The sequence below is a fragment of the Sphingobium boeckii genome (assembly GCF_014199215.1).
Lineage (GTDB): Bacteria > Pseudomonadota > Alphaproteobacteria > Sphingomonadales > Sphingomonadaceae > Sphingobium_A > Sphingobium_A boeckii.
The window spans coordinates 22,902-38,130 of the sequence record NZ_JACIJC010000005.1; the positions used below are offsets into that span (position 1 = coordinate 22,902).

A 15,229-nucleotide genomic window follows, 5' to 3' on the forward strand; every position below is an offset into this window, starting at 1 on the left:
TATGCGTGAGGGCAATATGCGCGCGGCGGCATCAGCCCACCGTCACGAAACTGTCCATCACGCGCTTGCGGCCGCTTTGTTCGAAATCGATCTCCAGCTTGTTGCCTTCGATTTCGGCGATAACGCCATAGCCGAATTTGGTGTGAAACACCCGCAGGCCCAGGCTCACGTCGCTGCGGCCCTTGTTTCCCAGGCTGACCGCGCTGGCGCGGGATTCGACGACGCGGGATGGCCCCGCCTTGACCCCGCCCAATGTCTGCGCGCGTTGCCAGCCGGGGCCGCGGCCCGTGCCCCGTTCGACATGGGCGAAGGGATCGGCACGTTCGGACCAATTGGCGCGCCAGAGACTCTCGCCGCCGCTCATGCTCGATTGCGCCTCGATATGCTCGGGTGGCAATTCGCCGACGAAGCGGCTGGGAATGCTGCTGGTCCACTGCCCATAGATGCGCCGGTTGGCAGCGTGGAGGATCACGCAGCGGCGGCGCGCGCGGGTGATCGCCACATAGGCCAGGCGCCGTTCCTCTTCCAGCGAAGCGAGGCCGCCCTCGTCCAGCGCGCGTTGCGACGGGAACACGCCTTCTTCCCAGCCGACCAGGAATACCGTGTCATATTCCAGCCCCTTGGCGGCGTGGATCGTCATGATCGTCACCTTGGCCTCGTCCGCCGTGGCCTCATTGTCCATGACGAGGCTGACATGCTCCAGGAACGCGCCGAGATTTTCATATTCTTCCATGGCGCGGACGAGTTCGCTCAGGTTTTCGAGACGCCCCGCGGCGTCGGTCGATTTCTCGGCCTGCCACATGGCGGTATAGCCGCTCTCGTCGAGGATCTGCCGCGCCAGTTCGGGGTGCGGCAGATCATTGGCCATATCCCGCCAGCGCGCGATATCGCCAACCAGATTGCCAAGCGAGCGGCGCGCCTGCGGGGTGAGTTCGTCGCTGTCGAGGATGCGCGCGGCGGCCAGCATCAGCGGAATGCCCTCGGCGCGCGCGAGCAGATGGACCTTGGCCACTGCCTTGTCGCCAAGCCCGCGCTTGGGGACGTTGACGATACGCTCGAACGCCAGATCGTCCGCGGGCTGGTTGATCACGCGAAGATAGGCGAGCGCATCGCGGATTTCAGCGCGTTCATAGAAACGGAATCCGCCAACGATCTTGTAATTCAGCCCGATCGAGATGAAGCGGTCTTCGAACTCGCGGGTCTGGTGCTGCGCGCGGACAAGGATCGCGATATCGTTCAAGGATCCACCGCGAAATTTGTGGGTCTCGATCTCCTCGCCGACACGGCGCGCTTCTTCCGGGCCATCCCAGACGCCCAGCACCTCGACCTTTTCGCCGGCATCTTCCGCGGTCCACAGCGTCTTGCCCAGCCGTCCACCATTGTTGGCGATCACGCCTGAGGCGGCCGCCAGGATATGGGGGGTGGACCGGTAATTCTGTTCAAGTTTGATGACAGCAGCGCCAGGGAAGTCCTTCTCGAACTTCAGGATATTTTCCACCTGCGCACCACGCCAGCTATAGATGGACTGATCGTCATCACCCACGCAGCAGATATTCTTGTGGCTTTGCGCGAGCAGGCGGAGCCAGAGATACTGGCTCGAATTGGTGTCCTGATACTCGTCCACCATGATATATTTGAAGCGCTGCTGATACAGCGCGAGCACGTCCCGATCGGTCTTGAGGATGGTCAGCATGTGCAGCAGCAGATCGCCGAAATCACAGGCGTTCAATGCGCGCAGGCGGGTCTGGTAGGCGGTGTAAAGCTCCTTGCCGCGGCCATTGGCATAAAGCTCGCTCTCGCCCGCGTCGATCATGTCGGGGGTGAGGCCTTTGTTCTTCCAGCCATCGATCAGCCCCGCCAATTGCCGCGCGGGCCAGCGCTTCTCGTCGAGATCGGCGGCGGTGATGAGCTGCTTCATCAGGCGGAGCTGATCGTCGGTATCGAGGATCGTGAAATTCGATTGCAGGCCGACCAGCTCGGCATGGCGGCGGAGCATCTTCGCCCCGATCGCGTGGAAGGTGCCAAGCCAGGGCATTCCTTCCACCACATCGCCGACGATCCGGCCCACGCGCTCCCGCATCTCGCGCGCGGCCTTGTTGGTGAAGGTGACGCTCAGGATTTCGGAAGGCCAGGCTTTGCGCGTGTAAAGCAGATGCGCCAGCCGCGCGGTGAGCGCCGCGGTCTTGCCTGTGCCGGCACCCGCCAGCACCAAGACGGGGCCATCGGTGGTCAGCACGGCCTGGCGCTGTGGGGCGTTCAGACCCGCGATATAGGGCGGGTCTCCGGAAGCATTGGGCGGGGCGGGGGCGGGGATGGTCACAGGCGAACAGTTAGGGAACGAATGGCCTGAGGGCAATGGGGCAGGTGGGGCAATTGTCATCAGGATGTCCACGGCCGAAGAAACGCGTCTTGGACCCTACACCCGCTCGGGCTGAGCCGGTCGAACCCTCTTTGTTATGAGATCACCAAAAGAAAAGGGCTTCGACAGGCTCAGCCCGAACGGTGTTGAGCGCGTCCACATACCGCCACGCCTTCTGCTCCCTTCCACGCCTTCGTGGAGGGGGCTGGGGGTCGTGACTTCTTCTTTCTGCTTCGCGATCCGCGTGAAAAAAAGAACCCACCCCCAGCCCCTCCCGGAAGGCCGGGAGGGGAGAAGGTTTAATGCGCGATGGTGCGAAAGAAGCGGGTGATGGCCGTCCCGTGATTTTCATAGGTGCGCGGCGCGTCGCAGCGATAGGCGTGGAAATCCCCGGCGGCGATTTCCTTGCGCGTACCGTTTTCGAACCGGATCAGCAGCGTCCCCTCGATCACGCACACCGTCTCGCTCCAGCGATTGTCGTGGGTGACCGCGGCATAGATCTCGCCCGGCGCGAGCGACCAGCGCCACACCTCCACTTCCTGCGCGGTGGCGAAGCTGGAAAGCAGCACACCGCGGCTTTCGGCCTCTTCGCCCGCCCAGGCCAGTTCCTCGATCCGCGCGGGATCGGGCAAGGTGGGTGCCTGGACCAGATCGGAAAAGCGCACGCCCATGGCTTCCGCCAATTTGTCCAGCGTGGCAAGGCTCACATTGGCGTCTCCGGCCTCGATGCCGACGATCATCCGGCGGCTGACGCCGGAAGCCGTGGCCAGCGCATCCTGGCTCATCGCAGCGGCGGCGCGGTGGTGACGCAGATTGCCCGCGACATGCGCAAGAACAGGCGGACGGGGTTGACTGTGCAATATAGTGCTCATAATGACAGGGGCATTATGCTGTACGATCCCCTCCGGAGCAAGCGATGAGCCGGTCTTTCACGGGGAGCGTTGCTTATCCGATCACGTTGCTGGTGATCGCGATGATCTCGATCCAGACGGGCGCGACCATCGCCAAGAGCCTGTTTCCCATCACCGGCGCACCCGGCGCGACCGCCCTACGGCTATTGTTTGCCGCGCTCATCCTGCTGATCGTGTTCCGGCCTTGGCGCATGATGCCGCAGGGGCGCGCGTGGCGATCCCTGATCCTGTATGGCGCGGCGCTCGGCGGCATGAACCTGCTGTATTACATGGCCTTGCGCACCTTGCCGCTGGGCGTGGCGATCGCGCTGGAATTTACCGGGCCGTTGCTGGTGGCGATTTTGGGATCGCGCAGACTGCTCGATTTTCTGTGGGTAATCCTTGCCATAGCGGGGCTGCTGCTTTTGCTGCCGATCGGCCTGGGCGCAAGCGATATCGATCCCGTGGGTGCGGCCTATGCGCTGGGCGCGGGCGCATTCTGGGCGGGCTATATCCTGTTCGGGAAGAAAGCCGGCGGCGATCACGGCGCAAACAGCGTAGCCTGGGGCACGGTGTTTGCCGCGCTCATCATCGTGCCGGTGGGGGTCGTCGATGCCGGCGCGGCGCTGTTCACACCCGCGGCGATCCCCTTGGCGCTGGGCGTGGCGGTGCTTTCCACCGCCTTTCCCTATTCGCTGGAGATGGTGGCGCTGACGCGGATGCCCGCGCGCGTGTTTGGCACGCTCATGAGCATAGAGCCGGCCATCGGCGCGGTTTCCGGGCTCATCATTCTGGGCGAACGGCTGGCGACGGTGCAATGGGCGGCGATCGCGGCCATTGTGGCGGCGTCGCTGGGGGCTGCGCTCACGATCGGGGAGAAGACCGCCCCGGTGCCCGTTGCCGATTGACGACGGATAGGGCTATGGCCGCTGCAGGAGAGACCATGACCGCATCAGCCACCGCATCCGCCCCGTCCACTCGCCGCATCCTGATGGCCAGCCTCGTCGGCACATCGGTCGAATTCTATGATTTCTATATCTATGCCACCGCGGCGGCGCTGGTGTTCGGCCCATTGTTCTTTCCTGCGACATCGCCCTCGGTCCAGTTGCTGGCGGCCTATGCCAGCCTCGGCGTGGCCTTTGTCGCTCGGCCACTCGGTGCCTGGGTGTTCGGCCATTATGGAGACCGGATCGGGCGCAAATCCACGCTGGTCGCCTCATTGATGCTCATGGGCGGATCGACGCTCGCCATCGCCTTTTTGCCGACTTATGAAACCGCGGGATGGGCCGCGCCGGTGATGCTGTGTATCTTGCGCTTCGGCCAGGGCTTCGGCCTTGGCGGCGAATGGGGCGGCGCGGCGCTGCTCGCGGTGGAGAATGCGCCGCCGGGCTGGCGCGGTCGCTTCGGCATGGTGCCGCAGCTCGGCGCGCCGGTGGGCTTTATCGCCGCCAATGGCCTGTTCCTGATCCTTGGCGCGCTGCTGACACCGGAACAGTTCATGGCCTGGGGCTGGCGCATTCCCTTCCTGCTCAGCATCGTGCTGGTCGGGCTGGGCCTGTGGGTGCGGCTGAAAATCACCGAGACGCCCGCCTTCGCCGCCGTGCTGGAGGAAGGGCCGCCACCCAGCGTGCCGATGGGCGAATTATTGCGCGATCACTGGAAGGCGACGCTGGGCGGCACCTTCGGCGCGATCGCCTGCTTTGCGGTCTATTATCTCGCGACCGCCTTTGCGCTGGGCTATGCCACCACAACGCTGGGGATCAACCGGCAGGTGTTCCTCTCCATGCAGATCGTCGCGATCCTGTTCATGGCGGTGGGCATTGCGCTCTCCGGTGTCGCGTCGGACAGGATCGGCGCGGGTCGGGTGCTGATCTATGGTACGGTGGCTGCGATCGTCACCGGCCTGCTGCTCGCCCCCGCGCTCGAATCCGGATCGCTGGTGACGATCTTCATCGGGCTGAGCGTGGCGCTGTTCGTGATGGGCTTTGTCTATGGCCCGCTCGGGGCGTGGTTGCCCGGTCTGTTCCCGGCACGGGTGCGCTACACCGGCGTGTCGCTGGCGTTCAACATGGCGGGCATTTTGGGCGGCGGGCTGACCCCGGTCGCGGCGCAGGCGCTGGCGCAATATGGCGGCCTGATCTGGGTCGGTCTCTATCTGGCAGTGGCGTCTTCGCTCAGCCTGGTCGCGCTGCTGGCTTTGCGCGAAAAAGGCTGAACATCCGGCCGTCGATTGCGGCGAGACCAAGCGCGATCAGCGCGACTCCCGCCCAATGCTTCAGTTCAAGCGCTTCGCCGAGGATCGCGATCCCGAGCAATATGGCGGTAATCGGCACGAGGAAGGTGACCAGGAGCGCATTGGTGGCCCCTGCGGTTTCGAGCAGCCGGAAATAAAGGATATAAGCGAGCGCGGTGGAAAACAGCGCCAGCGCGACCATCGCGATCACCGCTTCGGGCAATGGCGCGGGCAGCGTCCATGGCTGATCCACGATCATCGCGATGGGAAACAGCATCAGCGCCGTGGTGATCATTTGGCCGGCAGCGACATGGACGGGTTCTATCCCCCAGGGCTGGAAGCGCCGCGCATAGATGCTGGCAAAGGCATAGGACGCCGCCGCGATCAGGCAGGCGATCTGCGGTGCCAGATCATCTCCCATCCCGCCGAGTGCATCACCGCCGATCATCACGATCACCCCGGCCATGCCGAAGAAGACACCGGCGATCTTGGCGGCCGACGCCTTCTCGTCATGCGTCATGAAATGCGCCGCGACCACGCTGAACAAGGGTGTCGTCGCGTTCAGGATCGAGGCCAGCCCCGCGCCGATATGCTGCTGGCTCCAGGCGAACAGCGCCAGCGGCAGCGCGATATTGAGCAGGCCGAGGATCGTGAACCCGATCCAGACCGAGGGGGAAGTGGGCAGCCGCCGACCGGTGAATCGGATGAACGCATAGATCATCAGGCTTGAAAGGATCGCGCGCAGCAGCACCAATGTAAGCGGCGGGAAGCTGTGGAGCGAGAGCTTGATGAACAGAAAGGATCCGCCCCACAGGATCGAGAGAAAGATCAGGACCGCCCATTCCGCCAGGCCCATGCGCTGGTTGATCGGAGGCGTCATCGGATCATGGCTTCAGGCGAAGGTCAGTAAAGTCAGCTTCGCCTTGCCGTGGATTCGTTCGGATTCGATCGCCAGACCCTCCACCTGCACCAATTCCTTGATCCCCGTCTCGATGCTGATCCATGTGCCCGGCTGGATCGCGCCGCGTTTGATCAGGTTTTCGAGCGCCTTTTGCCCCAGGCCGCTTTCATAGGGCGGATCGAGCATGACTAGATCGAAAGGGCCGCCGGTGATCCCGGTGGCCGATTGCGGGCGAATGTCGGCGCGGTCGCCAGCGCCGAGCAGATCGGCATTGGTCTTGAGCGCGGCCAAGGCCCAGCGGTCGGTTTCGGCAAAAGTGCAATGCGCGGCACCGCGCGACAGCGCCTCGAAGCCCAGCGCCCCGGTGCCTGCAAAAAGATCGGCGATGCGCAGATCTTCGAAACTGCCCAGCCGGCTGGCAAGCATGGAGAACAAGGCTTCGCGCGTGCGATCGCTGGTGGGGCGGGTGGATTGGCCTGCGGGCGCCTTGATCGTGCGGCCGCGCCATGCGCCGGAGATAATGCGCATTTTATTTCAGCGTCTTTCTGAAGATACCCAGATCCTGCGGGCGAATCTCGTCGACATAGCCGATCGGCATGTCGTCCAGCCCGAACGGACCATAGCTGGTGCGGATCAGGCGGCTGACCTTGAGGCCGAGATATTCGAGCACGCGGCGGACTTCGCGATTCTTGCCCTCGGTGAGCTTCATCTCGATCCAGGTGTTCGCGCCGGTGCGCCGCTCCAGATTGGCGTCGATCGATCCATAGCGCACGCCTTCGATCTCGACGCCCTCGATCAGATCCTCAAGCTGCGCCTGCGTGACATTGCCATAGGCGCGCGCACGATAGGTGCGCGTGACGCCCGACGATGGCAGTTCGAGCTGGCGCTTCAACTCTCCATCGGTGGTGAGCAGCAACAGGCCTTCGGTGTTCAGATCGAGCCGGCCCACCGGCATCACGCGCGGCAGATCCTTGGGCAATTTGTCGTAGATGGTCGGGCGCCCCTTGGGATCGCGCTCGGTGGTCAAAAGCCCCGAAGGCTTGTGATAGCGGAACAGGCGCGCGGGTGCGGCCTGCTGCACCGGATTGCCATCCACCGTCACGCCCGCGAGCGATTTCAGGATGGTGGCAGGGGTGTCGAGCACCTTGCCATTGAGCGCGATGCGCCCTTCGGCGATCATGCGCTCGATTTCGCGCCGCGAGGCGATGCCAGCGCGCGCGAGCAATTTCGCGATCCGCTGTTCTTCTTTCGGCTTGGCCTGGGGTTCGCGCACGGTATCTCCGGAACAAAATGAATCGATGCGCGCTCATCCGGGAGCAGCTAGGGCGCTGGTGCCGGGGGGCGCGAAGGTGAAAGCGCAATAGATGTTGTTTACGCGGAAGCAAAGGCTGATCAACCGGCTCCTGATCGTCGAGGATGAGCCGCTGGTGGCATTCGACAATGAACATGCGCTGGGCGAGGCGGGTTATGAGGTGGTGGCGACGGTCGATCGTTTCGGCGACGCCATGGCCGTGATCGAGGCCGGAGAGGTGGATCTGATCCTGAGCGACGTGGCGCTGGCGGGCGAGCATGACGGCGTGCATCTGGCGCGCACCGTGCAGCCGCTGGGCGTGCGGCTGCTGTTCGTAACCGGCAGTTGCCCGGTTGAGGCGCCGCAGATTTCGGTAGGCTGTCTCACGAAACCCTATGCGCAGCGCGATCTGATCGATTCGCTGAAAGCGCTGGAACTGGCGCTGGCGGGCAAGATGCCGAAGCGATTGCCGGTCGGGTTGAGCCTGTATTAAATCCTCTCTTGTTGGGAGCGGATTGCGAGACCCATTCCGCTAGTCCCGAGCGAAGTCGAGGGACGTGGTGCTTGGTCTAACGTCCCTCGACTTCGCTCGGGACAGACGGTTTAATTTCGTCGATCTGCCTTAACCGCGCCTCCGAAATGTCATGAAACGCCCGGATCCCGCTCTCCAGCGTGCCCAGCGTCAGCCGTTCGAGCGCGCCCGATTCAAGCCCTTCCTGCCCCAGCGCCGCCGCGCGGAAATCTTCGGCAGCGAAAACGCCGCCGTCCAGCAAATCCCAACTCCGCTGCCAGTGATCCAGCGCCTTGTCCGATTGCGGGGCTTCCGGGATCAGCATGAAATCCTCCACCAGCACGCGGTTCGCCGCGCGGGGCATCAGCACCATGACGTTCACATAATCCGGGCTGACGATGATCACCGTGGCGGGGAAAAGCTGATAAGCAAAGGTGATGCCGGCGCGGAGCGCCGCCCAGTCGCCGAAATCGAGCGCCGCCACGGCGGCCTCGCGGCCCACCGCCGAACGCTGATGCGGGCCGATCGAATCGCCGCTGGTCACGCCATCCTGAAAGAAAGGGCCGATCGTGCCGCTATGCAGCCGCTGGACATGATAGCTTTCGAGGAAGGCGTCCATGATCAGCTTCCAATTCGCCGGCACATCATGCGTGCGCCGCGCGAACAGGTGCTGGTCGCCCAGCGCGAAGGCATCGAAATCATGGCCGAGCGTCTCTGCCTCGCTGAAATCCGCGGCGTCATCGAAGGAAAACCAGATCAGCCCGCCCGCCTCGAACGTGGGCAGCCGTTTCAATCCATGCGCGGCCCTGTCGAAATCGGGGAAAGCATCGGGGCGGGGGATGCCGATCAGGCTGCCGTCCATCCTGTAGGTCCAGGCATGATAGGGGCACACCAGCCGTGCGGCGCAGACCGGATCGCTGCCCTCCACCAGCCGCGTGCCGCGATGCTGGCAGACGTTGAGGAAAACATGCGCCACGCCCGCGCTGTCACGCGCGATCAGCAAAGGCTTGCCGAAGCCATCATGCGGCACCGCCATATTGTTTTGCGGCAGCAATGCGGACGGCGCGATCACCTGCGGCGCGACATCGAAAATACGGTCTTTCTCGAGCGCAAAACGCGCAGGATCGGTATAAGTGGACGCCGCGACATAGGTGATCGCGTCGCCCCGTTTGGGCTGGCCATGGGCGATCGCGTCGGCCAGCGCGAGCTGGCCCGAAGTCGGGGTAAGCGCATTCATGGCGCGGCTGATCCTCTCCATCGTCTTTGGCCTAGGCATAAAGGATAAATTCGCTAGCTTCCCCAAAAATCTAAAGGCAGGGAGCCTGAATGTCCGTCGATCTCCTCCGTTTCGTGATTTTCGTGGCCATCCTCGGCGGCGCGGCGTTCGTCGCGCTCTCGGTGCCTGCCTTTCGTCCCTATCTGCGCAAGGCACCGATGGTCACGTTCCTGCTCGGAATATCGAGCGGTTTCCCTCTGACGCTGCTCGTCGCGACCATGACCTTCTGGCTGGCCAAGGTAGGGATCGACACCGCGACCATCGGCTTCGCGGTGGCTCTTGGCACGCCCTATACGCTCAAATTTCTATGGGCGCCTTTGGTCGATAAATTGCCGCTTCCCTTCCTGACCAAGGCCTTCGGGCAGCGCCGCGGCTGGTTGTTTCTCGTCCAGGCCTTGCTGTTCTTTTCCATCTGGCAATTAGGCGCGAGCGATCCGCAGCCGGGGCATCTGGGGCCATTCGCGCTCTGGGCGCTGATCGTGGCGTTCCTCTCGGCCACGCAGGATATCGTGATCGACGCCTATCGCATCGAAATCCTGGAAGATGACGAGTTCGCGCATGGCACCGCGACCAACCAGTTCGGCTATCGCACCGGCAATCTGATCGCGGGCGCGGGCACGATCTATTTTGCGTCAAACGAAGGCCTGGGGCTTGGCTGGGCGACCGCTTATGGCCTCACTGCCTTCGCGATCATCCCGGCGATCATCGGTGCTTTTTGGGCCGGGCCGGGCAAGTTCGTCGATCGCTATGCCGAAGCTGCGGGCATGACCGCCGGGCAATGGCTGACCGAAAGCGTCGTCAATCCGTTTCGCGAATTTCTGACGCGGCATGGCGCGTTCATCATCCTGGGGTTCGTTCTGGTCTATAAGGTGGGCGATGCGATGGGGCAGGCGATGCTCAGCCCGATGATCGTCGATCTGGGCTTTGCCGATCTCGATTATATTTCCGCCAACAAGATCTGGGGCTTTGGCGCGCTGATCGTCGGCTCGGCGCTGGGCGCGCCGTTCATCCTGTGGCTCGGCATGGGACGCGCGCTGCTGTTTTCGGGCCTGATGATGATGTTTTCCAACGTCATGTTCATGGTGCTGGCGGCCACGGGCAATCAATATTGGATATTGGTCACGGCGATCGTCACCGAGAATCTGACCAGCGGGATCGGCCTGACGGTGTTCACCACCTATCTCTCGGGCCTCTCCAGCCTCGCCTATACCGCGACTCAATTCGCGTTGCTGTCGTCCTTTGCCGGGGTGGGGCGCACCTTCATGGCGGGTCCGGCCGGGATCGTGGCGGAGAAAGTGGGCTGGATCGGATTCTGGGGATTTACCGTGATCGCCGCAATTCCGGGGATGCTATTGCTCTGGCTGCTGTGGAGCCGGGGCTATGTGGTGTCGAGCGTGCGCCAGCCGGGCACCGAGGATGATGGGATCGAACTGGAGTCCATCCCCATCCGACCATCTTAAGAGCCATTCTCATCCGTTTGTCCCGAGCGCAGTCGAGGGACGTGGTGACCGTTCCCACGTCCCTCGACTGCGCTTGGGACAAACGGTTAAGGCGGTTCGAACTCAACGCCTAAACATTTCCAATGGCTTGCCCAGATCCGCGCACGCCTGCGACAGTGCCTGCGCGGTGGTCACCGCACCCAGGCAATCGGGCGTGCCCATCAGATCGGAGAGCAGGAAATGCGCGTGCGGCGTATCGCTATTGGCGCAACCGAGCGCTGAGAGCAGCGTCGCCTCGTCCTTGGTGATGCGCGCGCAGCAGCAGGGCGCGACCATCACGGTCTGTTTCGAAGCGCGCGCGATTTCGGACATCATCGTGCGCGTGAGGATCAAGGGGCGGCGGTAAGACAGGCCGAAATGGGTGAGCGCCGCATGGGCGGCATGGGCGTCGTTCAGCCCGAAAGTCGCCATTCGCCGGATCGCAAACACCAGCATTCGCGCGGTGCGCCCGCCCGTTGGGGCTTCGGCGAATGTCTCCTGGGCATGTGGCTGCATGAGTCTTCCTCTCTGATTATGAGGGGCATCATGCCATCACTCTATTGCAAGTCAATATCAATAACGGGCTTGTGGAAATTGGTCGCCGGCAAGGGGAAGGGGGCGATGTTTCCCCGGAACGGACCGGTGGCAGCCGAGGCCGACGGTGGGGCCGTCGCCGCACGGAAGTCCGAATACGTCAGCGCACTGCCGCTCCACCGCAAGCGGTCCCCCGCCGCCTGTCGGGAAGCAATATGGGGTCAGTCCGGAATCTGGCCATTTTCGCGCAGCACTTCGCCCGCGAGATAGAGCGAACCGAGCACCAGCACGGTCGGCGGATTGGCCGGATCGGCCTCAGCCACAATGCGGGCGAGGGCGGAGCGCACGTCATCGGCGCGACTGGTATGCGGCACGATGGCGGCGGCGATCGCTGCCAGCGCCGCCGGATCATGATGCGCGTGATCGGGCACGGGCACGGCGGTGAGGCTCTGCACCAGCCCGGCAAAGGGCGCGAGCAGGCCGGCGGGATCCTTATTTTCCAGCATTCCCAGAATGATGTGGAAGGGCGCGCCATCAATCTGCGTTTCGCCAATATGCGCTGCAATCATTGCGCCCGCCGCCGGATTGTGGCCGCCATCCAGCCACAGCGCCGACCCTGCGGGCAGCAGCGCATCGAGCGGGCCGCCCGCCAGTTTCTGCAAGCGCGCGGGCCATTCCGCCCAGCCGGTCGCGGCCTTCAGCGCCGCCTCGGGCACATGCACCGCATCCTGATGGCGCAACATGGCGAAGGCGAGTGCCGCATTCTGCGCCTGATGCGCGCCGGGCAGGCGGGGCAGCGGCGCGTCGATCCGGCCGTGCGCATCCTTATAATGCAGCCGCCCTTCATAAATGGTCGAGTGCCACGCCGCGTGACGCGCCAGCACGGGCGCATCGGCACGGGCCGCGACCTCGGCGATCCGCGCCACCAACGGCGCGGGATAATCCATGGTGACGAGTGGCACGCCCCGCTTGGCGATCCCGGCCTTTTCACCCGCGATCCCCGCCGCATCAGCGCCCAGAAACGCCTCGTGATCGATGCCGAGCTGCGCGATGCCGCAGATGGCGGGGCGAGCAATGATATTGGTCGCGTCCAGCCGTCCGCCCAGGCCGACCTCGATCACACAGGCATCGGCGGGCGTGCGGGTGAAGGCCAGAAAGGCTGCAGCGGTGGTCGCCTCGAAGAAACTGGGATGGATATCCTCCGAACAGTCGAGCACTTCGGACAGCAGCGGCGCGAGCATGGCATCGTCGATCAGCGCGCCAGCGATGCGGATACGCTCATTGAAGCGCACCAGATGCGGGGAGCTATACACATGGACGCGCAGCCCCGCGGCTTCGAGCGCGGCGCGCAGAAAGGCGCAGGTCGATCCCTTGCCGTTGGTGCCCGCCACATGAAACACCGGCGGCAGATGATCCTGCGGCTTGCCCAAGCGATCAAGCAAAGCCGTGATCCGCTCCAGCCCGAGCACATCGCGACCCGGGGAGAGCATCGTCAGCCGATCGAGCTGGCGCTGGACGGCAGGATCGGTGGAGCGCGCGGAATCAGCCATGGTTTGGACGTCATTCTACGGGTTTAAACCGTTTGTCCCGAGCGAAGTCGAGGGACGTTGGAACTGTCACCACGTCCCTCGACTTGGCTAGGGACAAACGGTTTCTGGGGAATTTCCTTCCAAATTCTATGCGTTGACCCTAGCCTCGCACAGATAGCCGATCAGCGTGCCGAGCGTTTCAGGCAGCGCCTTGCGGTGGGTCACCATATCGAGCATTCCGTGATCGAGCAGATATTCGGCGCGCTGGAAGCCTTCGGGCAGTTTCTCGCGGATCGTCGATTCGATCACGCGCTGCCCCGCAAAGCCGATCAGCGCATTGGGCTCCGCCAGTTGCACGTCGCCCAGCATCGCATAGCTGGCGGTGACGCCGCCGGTCGTGGGATCGGTCATCACCACGATATAGGGCAGGCCGGCATCGTGCAGCTCGGCGATCGCCACCGTGGTCTTGGGCATCTGCATGAGGGAGAGGATCCCCTCCTGCATCCGCGCGCCGCCCGCTGCGGTGAAGATGATATAGGGTGCGCGTTCGGCGATCGCGGTGCGCACGCCTTCGAGAAAGGCCGCGCCCACGCCAAGGCCCATCGATCCGCCCATGAAAGCGAAATCCTGCACGCCGACCACCGCGCGATGACCCTGGATCGTGCCGCTGGCGTTCATTAGCGCATCGGTTTCTCCGGTCGTGGCGCGCGCGGCCTTGATGCGATCGACATAGCGCTTGGAATCGCGGAATTTGAGCGGATCGTCTGCCACGCGGGGAATCGCCAGCGTGCGCCAGCTTCCCTCGTCGAGGATCTGGTTGAAGCGCGCATTCGGCCCGATTCGCTCATGATGATCGCATTTGGGGCAGACGGAGAGATTGTCTTCGAATTCCTTCATGAAGATCATCTGCCCGCAGCTCTTGCACTTATGCCAGAGATTGTCGGGCGTCTCGCGCTTGGCGATGAAGGGGATCGCGTTGCGGACGCGGGTGAGCCAGCTCATGCGGCCATTTCCTTTCGTGCGGTCAGCAGCGCTGCGGAGAGCGATGCGACATAATCCTTCACTGGCCCGGCAGCATGGGCGCCATGCTGGCCGACCAGTTCGACGATGGCCGAGCCAACCACCACGCCATCCGCCACGCGGCCGATCGCCGCCGCCTGTTCGGGGGTGCGCACGCCGAAGCCGACGGCAATGGGCACGTCGGTCGCGGCTTTCAGCTTGGCGACCGCGTTTTCGATGGAGCTTTGCGCGGCCTGCTGCAGCCCGGTGATCCCGGCGACCGATACATAATAGAGAAAGCCCGATGCGCCATTCAGTACGGCGGGAAGTCGCGCGGCGTCGGTGGTCGGCGTGGCCAGGCGGATAAGATGGAGCCCGGCGTGGCGGAGTGCAGGGCCAAGCTCGGCATCCTCTTCAGGCGGCAGATCGACGCAGATCACGCCATCCACGCCCGCATCGCGGGCGCTGGCGGCAAAGGCATCCGCACCGCGGCGGAGCATGGGATTGGCATAGCCCATCAGGATCAGCGGCACCTGCGGATGTCGTGCCCGGAAATCGGAAGCGATCTTGAGGATATGCGCGGTGGTCGTGCCGGCGTCGAAGGCGCGCAGATTGGCGAGCTGGATCGCGGGGCCATCCGCCATCGGATCGGTGAAGGGCATCCCCAGCTCGATCACATCCGTGCCACCCGCCACCAGTGCATCAAGCACGTCTGCGGTACCCGCCGGCGTCGGATCGCCGCCGGTCACGAACGTGACGAGCGCCGCGCGGTTTGCGGCGGCGCACCGGGCGAAAGTGGCGGAGAGCCGATCGCGCACTGTGGGGGAGAGGGCGCTCATTGAGTCCTCTCCCCGTTAGGTGAGAGGGTTGGGAGAGGGGCAGTGCCTGTCAAATTCATCAGACTTTCCAATACGCCTTCCAGATTTCCCAGCACATCAGCATTTGTAAATCGCACGACCTGATAACCTTGCTTCTCGAAGAATTGGGTGCGCCTTAAATCATAGTCGTGCCGTTCGCCATGGCTATCGCCATCCAGCTCGATCACGAGCATGGGCTCACGCGCGCTAAAATCGGCAATATACGGGCCGACCACTTTTTGCTTCCGGAATTTGATTCCGTTGAAGCGTTTGGCACGGAGTTGCAGCCATAATCGCAATTCCGGCTCGGTCGGTTCACAGCGCATTGCTTTGGCAATATTCGATGAGGCGTGGATCGCGCATGTCTTCGG

At 63.6% G+C, this 15,229-nt stretch carries 15 protein-coding genes; 4 read left to right on the top strand and 11 right to left on the bottom strand.

From position 1 onward, the window contains the following. Positions 1 to 31 precede the first annotated feature (31 nt). Both FHS49_RS14575 and FHS49_RS14580 read right to left on the bottom strand, forming a co-directional pair. Complete coding sequence (locus tag FHS49_RS14575) at positions 32 to 2,320, bottom strand: ATP-dependent helicase (RefSeq protein ID WP_343052991.1); 2,289 nt, start codon at positions 2,318 to 2,320, stop codon at positions 32 to 34. Between the two features lie 338 nt (positions 2,321 to 2,658). Beyond that, positions 2,659 to 3,231, bottom strand: coding sequence for a helix-turn-helix domain-containing protein (locus tag FHS49_RS14580; protein ID WP_184019925.1), 573 nt, complete (start codon positions 3,229 to 3,231; stop codon positions 2,659 to 2,661). Positions 3,232 to 3,275: 44 nt separating this feature from the next. On the opposite strand from FHS49_RS14580, the gene rhtA reads away from it, so the two are divergent. Together rhtA and FHS49_RS14590 are read left to right on the top strand one after the other, a co-directional pair. Next, positions 3,276 to 4,157 (top strand): threonine/homoserine exporter RhtA, encoded by an 882-nt coding sequence (gene rhtA, locus FHS49_RS14585; protein WP_184019927.1) that lies wholly within the window; start codon positions 3,276 to 3,278, stop codon positions 4,155 to 4,157. Positions 4,158 to 4,192: 35 nt separating this feature from the next. Then, positions 4,193 to 5,464 carry an MFS transporter gene (locus tag FHS49_RS14590; protein WP_184019929.1) on the top strand — a complete coding sequence of 424 codons (1,272 nt, stop codon included), beginning with the start codon at positions 4,193 to 4,195 and terminating at the stop codon, positions 5,462 to 5,464. Here FHS49_RS14590 and FHS49_RS14595 read toward each other — a convergent pair. Genes FHS49_RS14595 through FHS49_RS14605 form a run of 3 tightly spaced genes read right to left on the bottom strand, consistent with a single transcriptional unit; the run spans position 5,424 to position 7,656 of the window. Then, the gene (locus FHS49_RS14595; RefSeq protein WP_184019931.1) at positions 5,424 to 6,362 is read right to left on the bottom strand and encodes a DMT family transporter; all 939 of its coding nucleotides are present in this window, start codon (positions 6,360 to 6,362) and stop codon (positions 5,424 to 5,426) included. The genes FHS49_RS14590 and FHS49_RS14595 overlap by 41 nt on opposite strands. A gap of 12 nt (positions 6,363 to 6,374) precedes the next feature. Next, a complete protein-coding gene (rsmD, locus tag FHS49_RS14600) occupies positions 6,375 to 6,911 on the bottom strand; it encodes a 16S rRNA (guanine(966)-N(2))-methyltransferase RsmD (protein WP_184019933.1) in 537 nt (178 codons plus the stop codon). Between the two features lies 1 nt (position 6,912). Beyond that, positions 6,913 to 7,656 carry a pseudouridine synthase gene (locus tag FHS49_RS14605; protein WP_343052992.1) on the bottom strand — a complete coding sequence of 248 codons (744 nt, stop codon included), beginning with the start codon at positions 7,654 to 7,656 and terminating at the stop codon, positions 6,913 to 6,915. A gap of 91 nt (positions 7,657 to 7,747) precedes the next feature. On the opposite strand from FHS49_RS14605, the gene FHS49_RS14610 reads away from it, so the two are divergent. Beyond that, a complete protein-coding gene (locus FHS49_RS14610; protein ID WP_184019935.1) occupies positions 7,748 to 8,167 on the top strand; it encodes a response regulator in 420 nt (139 codons plus the stop codon). 76 nt (positions 8,168 to 8,243) lie between these two features. Here FHS49_RS14610 and FHS49_RS14615 read toward each other — a convergent pair whose 3' ends face one another. Further along, on the bottom strand, positions 8,244 to 9,422 hold the full coding sequence (locus tag FHS49_RS14615; RefSeq protein WP_184019938.1) for an aromatic ring-hydroxylating oxygenase subunit alpha: 1,179 nt from the start codon (positions 9,420 to 9,422) through the stop codon (positions 8,244 to 8,246). An 89-nt stretch (positions 9,423 to 9,511) separates the two neighbouring features. Here FHS49_RS14615 and FHS49_RS14620 point away from each other — a divergent pair, with 89 nt between their 5' ends. After that, a complete protein-coding gene (locus FHS49_RS14620) occupies positions 9,512 to 10,921 on the top strand; it encodes an AmpG family muropeptide MFS transporter (protein ID WP_184019940.1) in 1,410 nt (469 codons plus the stop codon). Positions 10,922 to 11,023: 102 nt separating this feature from the next. On the opposite strand, the gene FHS49_RS14625 is transcribed toward FHS49_RS14620, so the two are convergent. From FHS49_RS14625 to FHS49_RS14645, 5 genes are all read right to left on the bottom strand, one after another. Further along, positions 11,024 to 11,455, bottom strand: coding sequence for a DUF6628 family protein (locus tag FHS49_RS14625; RefSeq protein ID WP_184019943.1), 432 nt, complete (start codon positions 11,453 to 11,455; stop codon positions 11,024 to 11,026). Between the two features lie 239 nt (positions 11,456 to 11,694). Continuing rightward, positions 11,695 to 13,023, bottom strand: coding sequence for a bifunctional folylpolyglutamate synthase/dihydrofolate synthase (locus FHS49_RS14630; RefSeq protein WP_184019945.1), 1,329 nt, complete (start codon positions 13,021 to 13,023; stop codon positions 11,695 to 11,697). Positions 13,024 to 13,149: 126 nt separating this feature from the next. Next, positions 13,150 to 14,004 carry an acetyl-CoA carboxylase, carboxyltransferase subunit beta gene (gene accD / locus FHS49_RS14635; RefSeq protein ID WP_184019947.1) on the bottom strand — a complete coding sequence of 285 codons (855 nt, stop codon included), beginning with the start codon at positions 14,002 to 14,004 and terminating at the stop codon, positions 13,150 to 13,152. After that, positions 14,001 to 14,840, bottom strand: coding sequence for a tryptophan synthase subunit alpha (gene trpA / locus FHS49_RS14640; RefSeq protein ID WP_184019949.1), 840 nt, complete (start codon positions 14,838 to 14,840; stop codon positions 14,001 to 14,003). Before trpA ends, accD begins: the two co-directional genes overlap by 4 nt. Beyond that, complete coding sequence (locus FHS49_RS14645; RefSeq protein ID WP_184019951.1) at positions 14,837 to 15,184, bottom strand: endonuclease domain-containing protein; 348 nt, start codon at positions 15,182 to 15,184, stop codon at positions 14,837 to 14,839. Before FHS49_RS14645 ends, trpA begins: the two co-directional genes overlap by 4 nt. Between the last annotated feature and the right edge of the window lie 45 nt (positions 15,185 to 15,229).

Coding starts and splice junctions, on each gene's coding strand:
- FHS49_RS14625 (WP_184019943.1), bottom strand. CDS start 11,455: ATGCAGCCACATGCCCAGGAGACATTCGCCGAAGCCCCAACGGGCGGG.
- rsmD (WP_184019933.1), bottom strand. CDS start 6,911: ATGCGCATTATCTCCGGCGCATGGCGCGGCCGCACGATCAAGGCGCCC.
- FHS49_RS14595 (WP_184019931.1), bottom strand. CDS start 6,362: ATGACGCCTCCGATCAACCAGCGCATGGGCCTGGCGGAATGGGCGGTC.
- FHS49_RS14630 (WP_184019945.1), bottom strand. CDS start 13,023: ATGGCTGATTCCGCGCGCTCCACCGATCCTGCCGTCCAGCGCCAGCTC.
- FHS49_RS14620 (WP_184019940.1), top strand. CDS start 9,512: ATGTCCGTCGATCTCCTCCGTTTCGTGATTTTCGTGGCCATCCTCGGC.
- rhtA (WP_184019927.1), top strand. CDS start 3,276: ATGAGCCGGTCTTTCACGGGGAGCGTTGCTTATCCGATCACGTTGCTG.
- FHS49_RS14615 (WP_184019938.1), bottom strand. CDS start 9,422: ATGAATGCGCTTACCCCGACTTCGGGCCAGCTCGCGCTGGCCGACGCG.
- trpA (WP_184019949.1), bottom strand. CDS start 14,840: ATGAGCGCCCTCTCCCCCACAGTGCGCGATCGGCTCTCCGCCACTTTC.
- FHS49_RS14610 (WP_184019935.1), top strand. CDS start 7,748: ATGTTGTTTACGCGGAAGCAAAGGCTGATCAACCGGCTCCTGATCGTC.
- FHS49_RS14580 (WP_184019925.1), bottom strand. CDS start 3,231: ATGAGCACTATATTGCACAGTCAACCCCGTCCGCCTGTTCTTGCGCAT.
- accD (WP_184019947.1), bottom strand. CDS start 14,004: ATGAGCTGGCTCACCCGCGTCCGCAACGCGATCCCCTTCATCGCCAAG.
- FHS49_RS14590 (WP_184019929.1), top strand. CDS start 4,193: ATGACCGCATCAGCCACCGCATCCGCCCCGTCCACTCGCCGCATCCTG.
- FHS49_RS14645 (WP_184019951.1), bottom strand. CDS start 15,184: ATGCGCTGTGAACCGACCGAGCCGGAATTGCGATTATGGCTGCAACTC.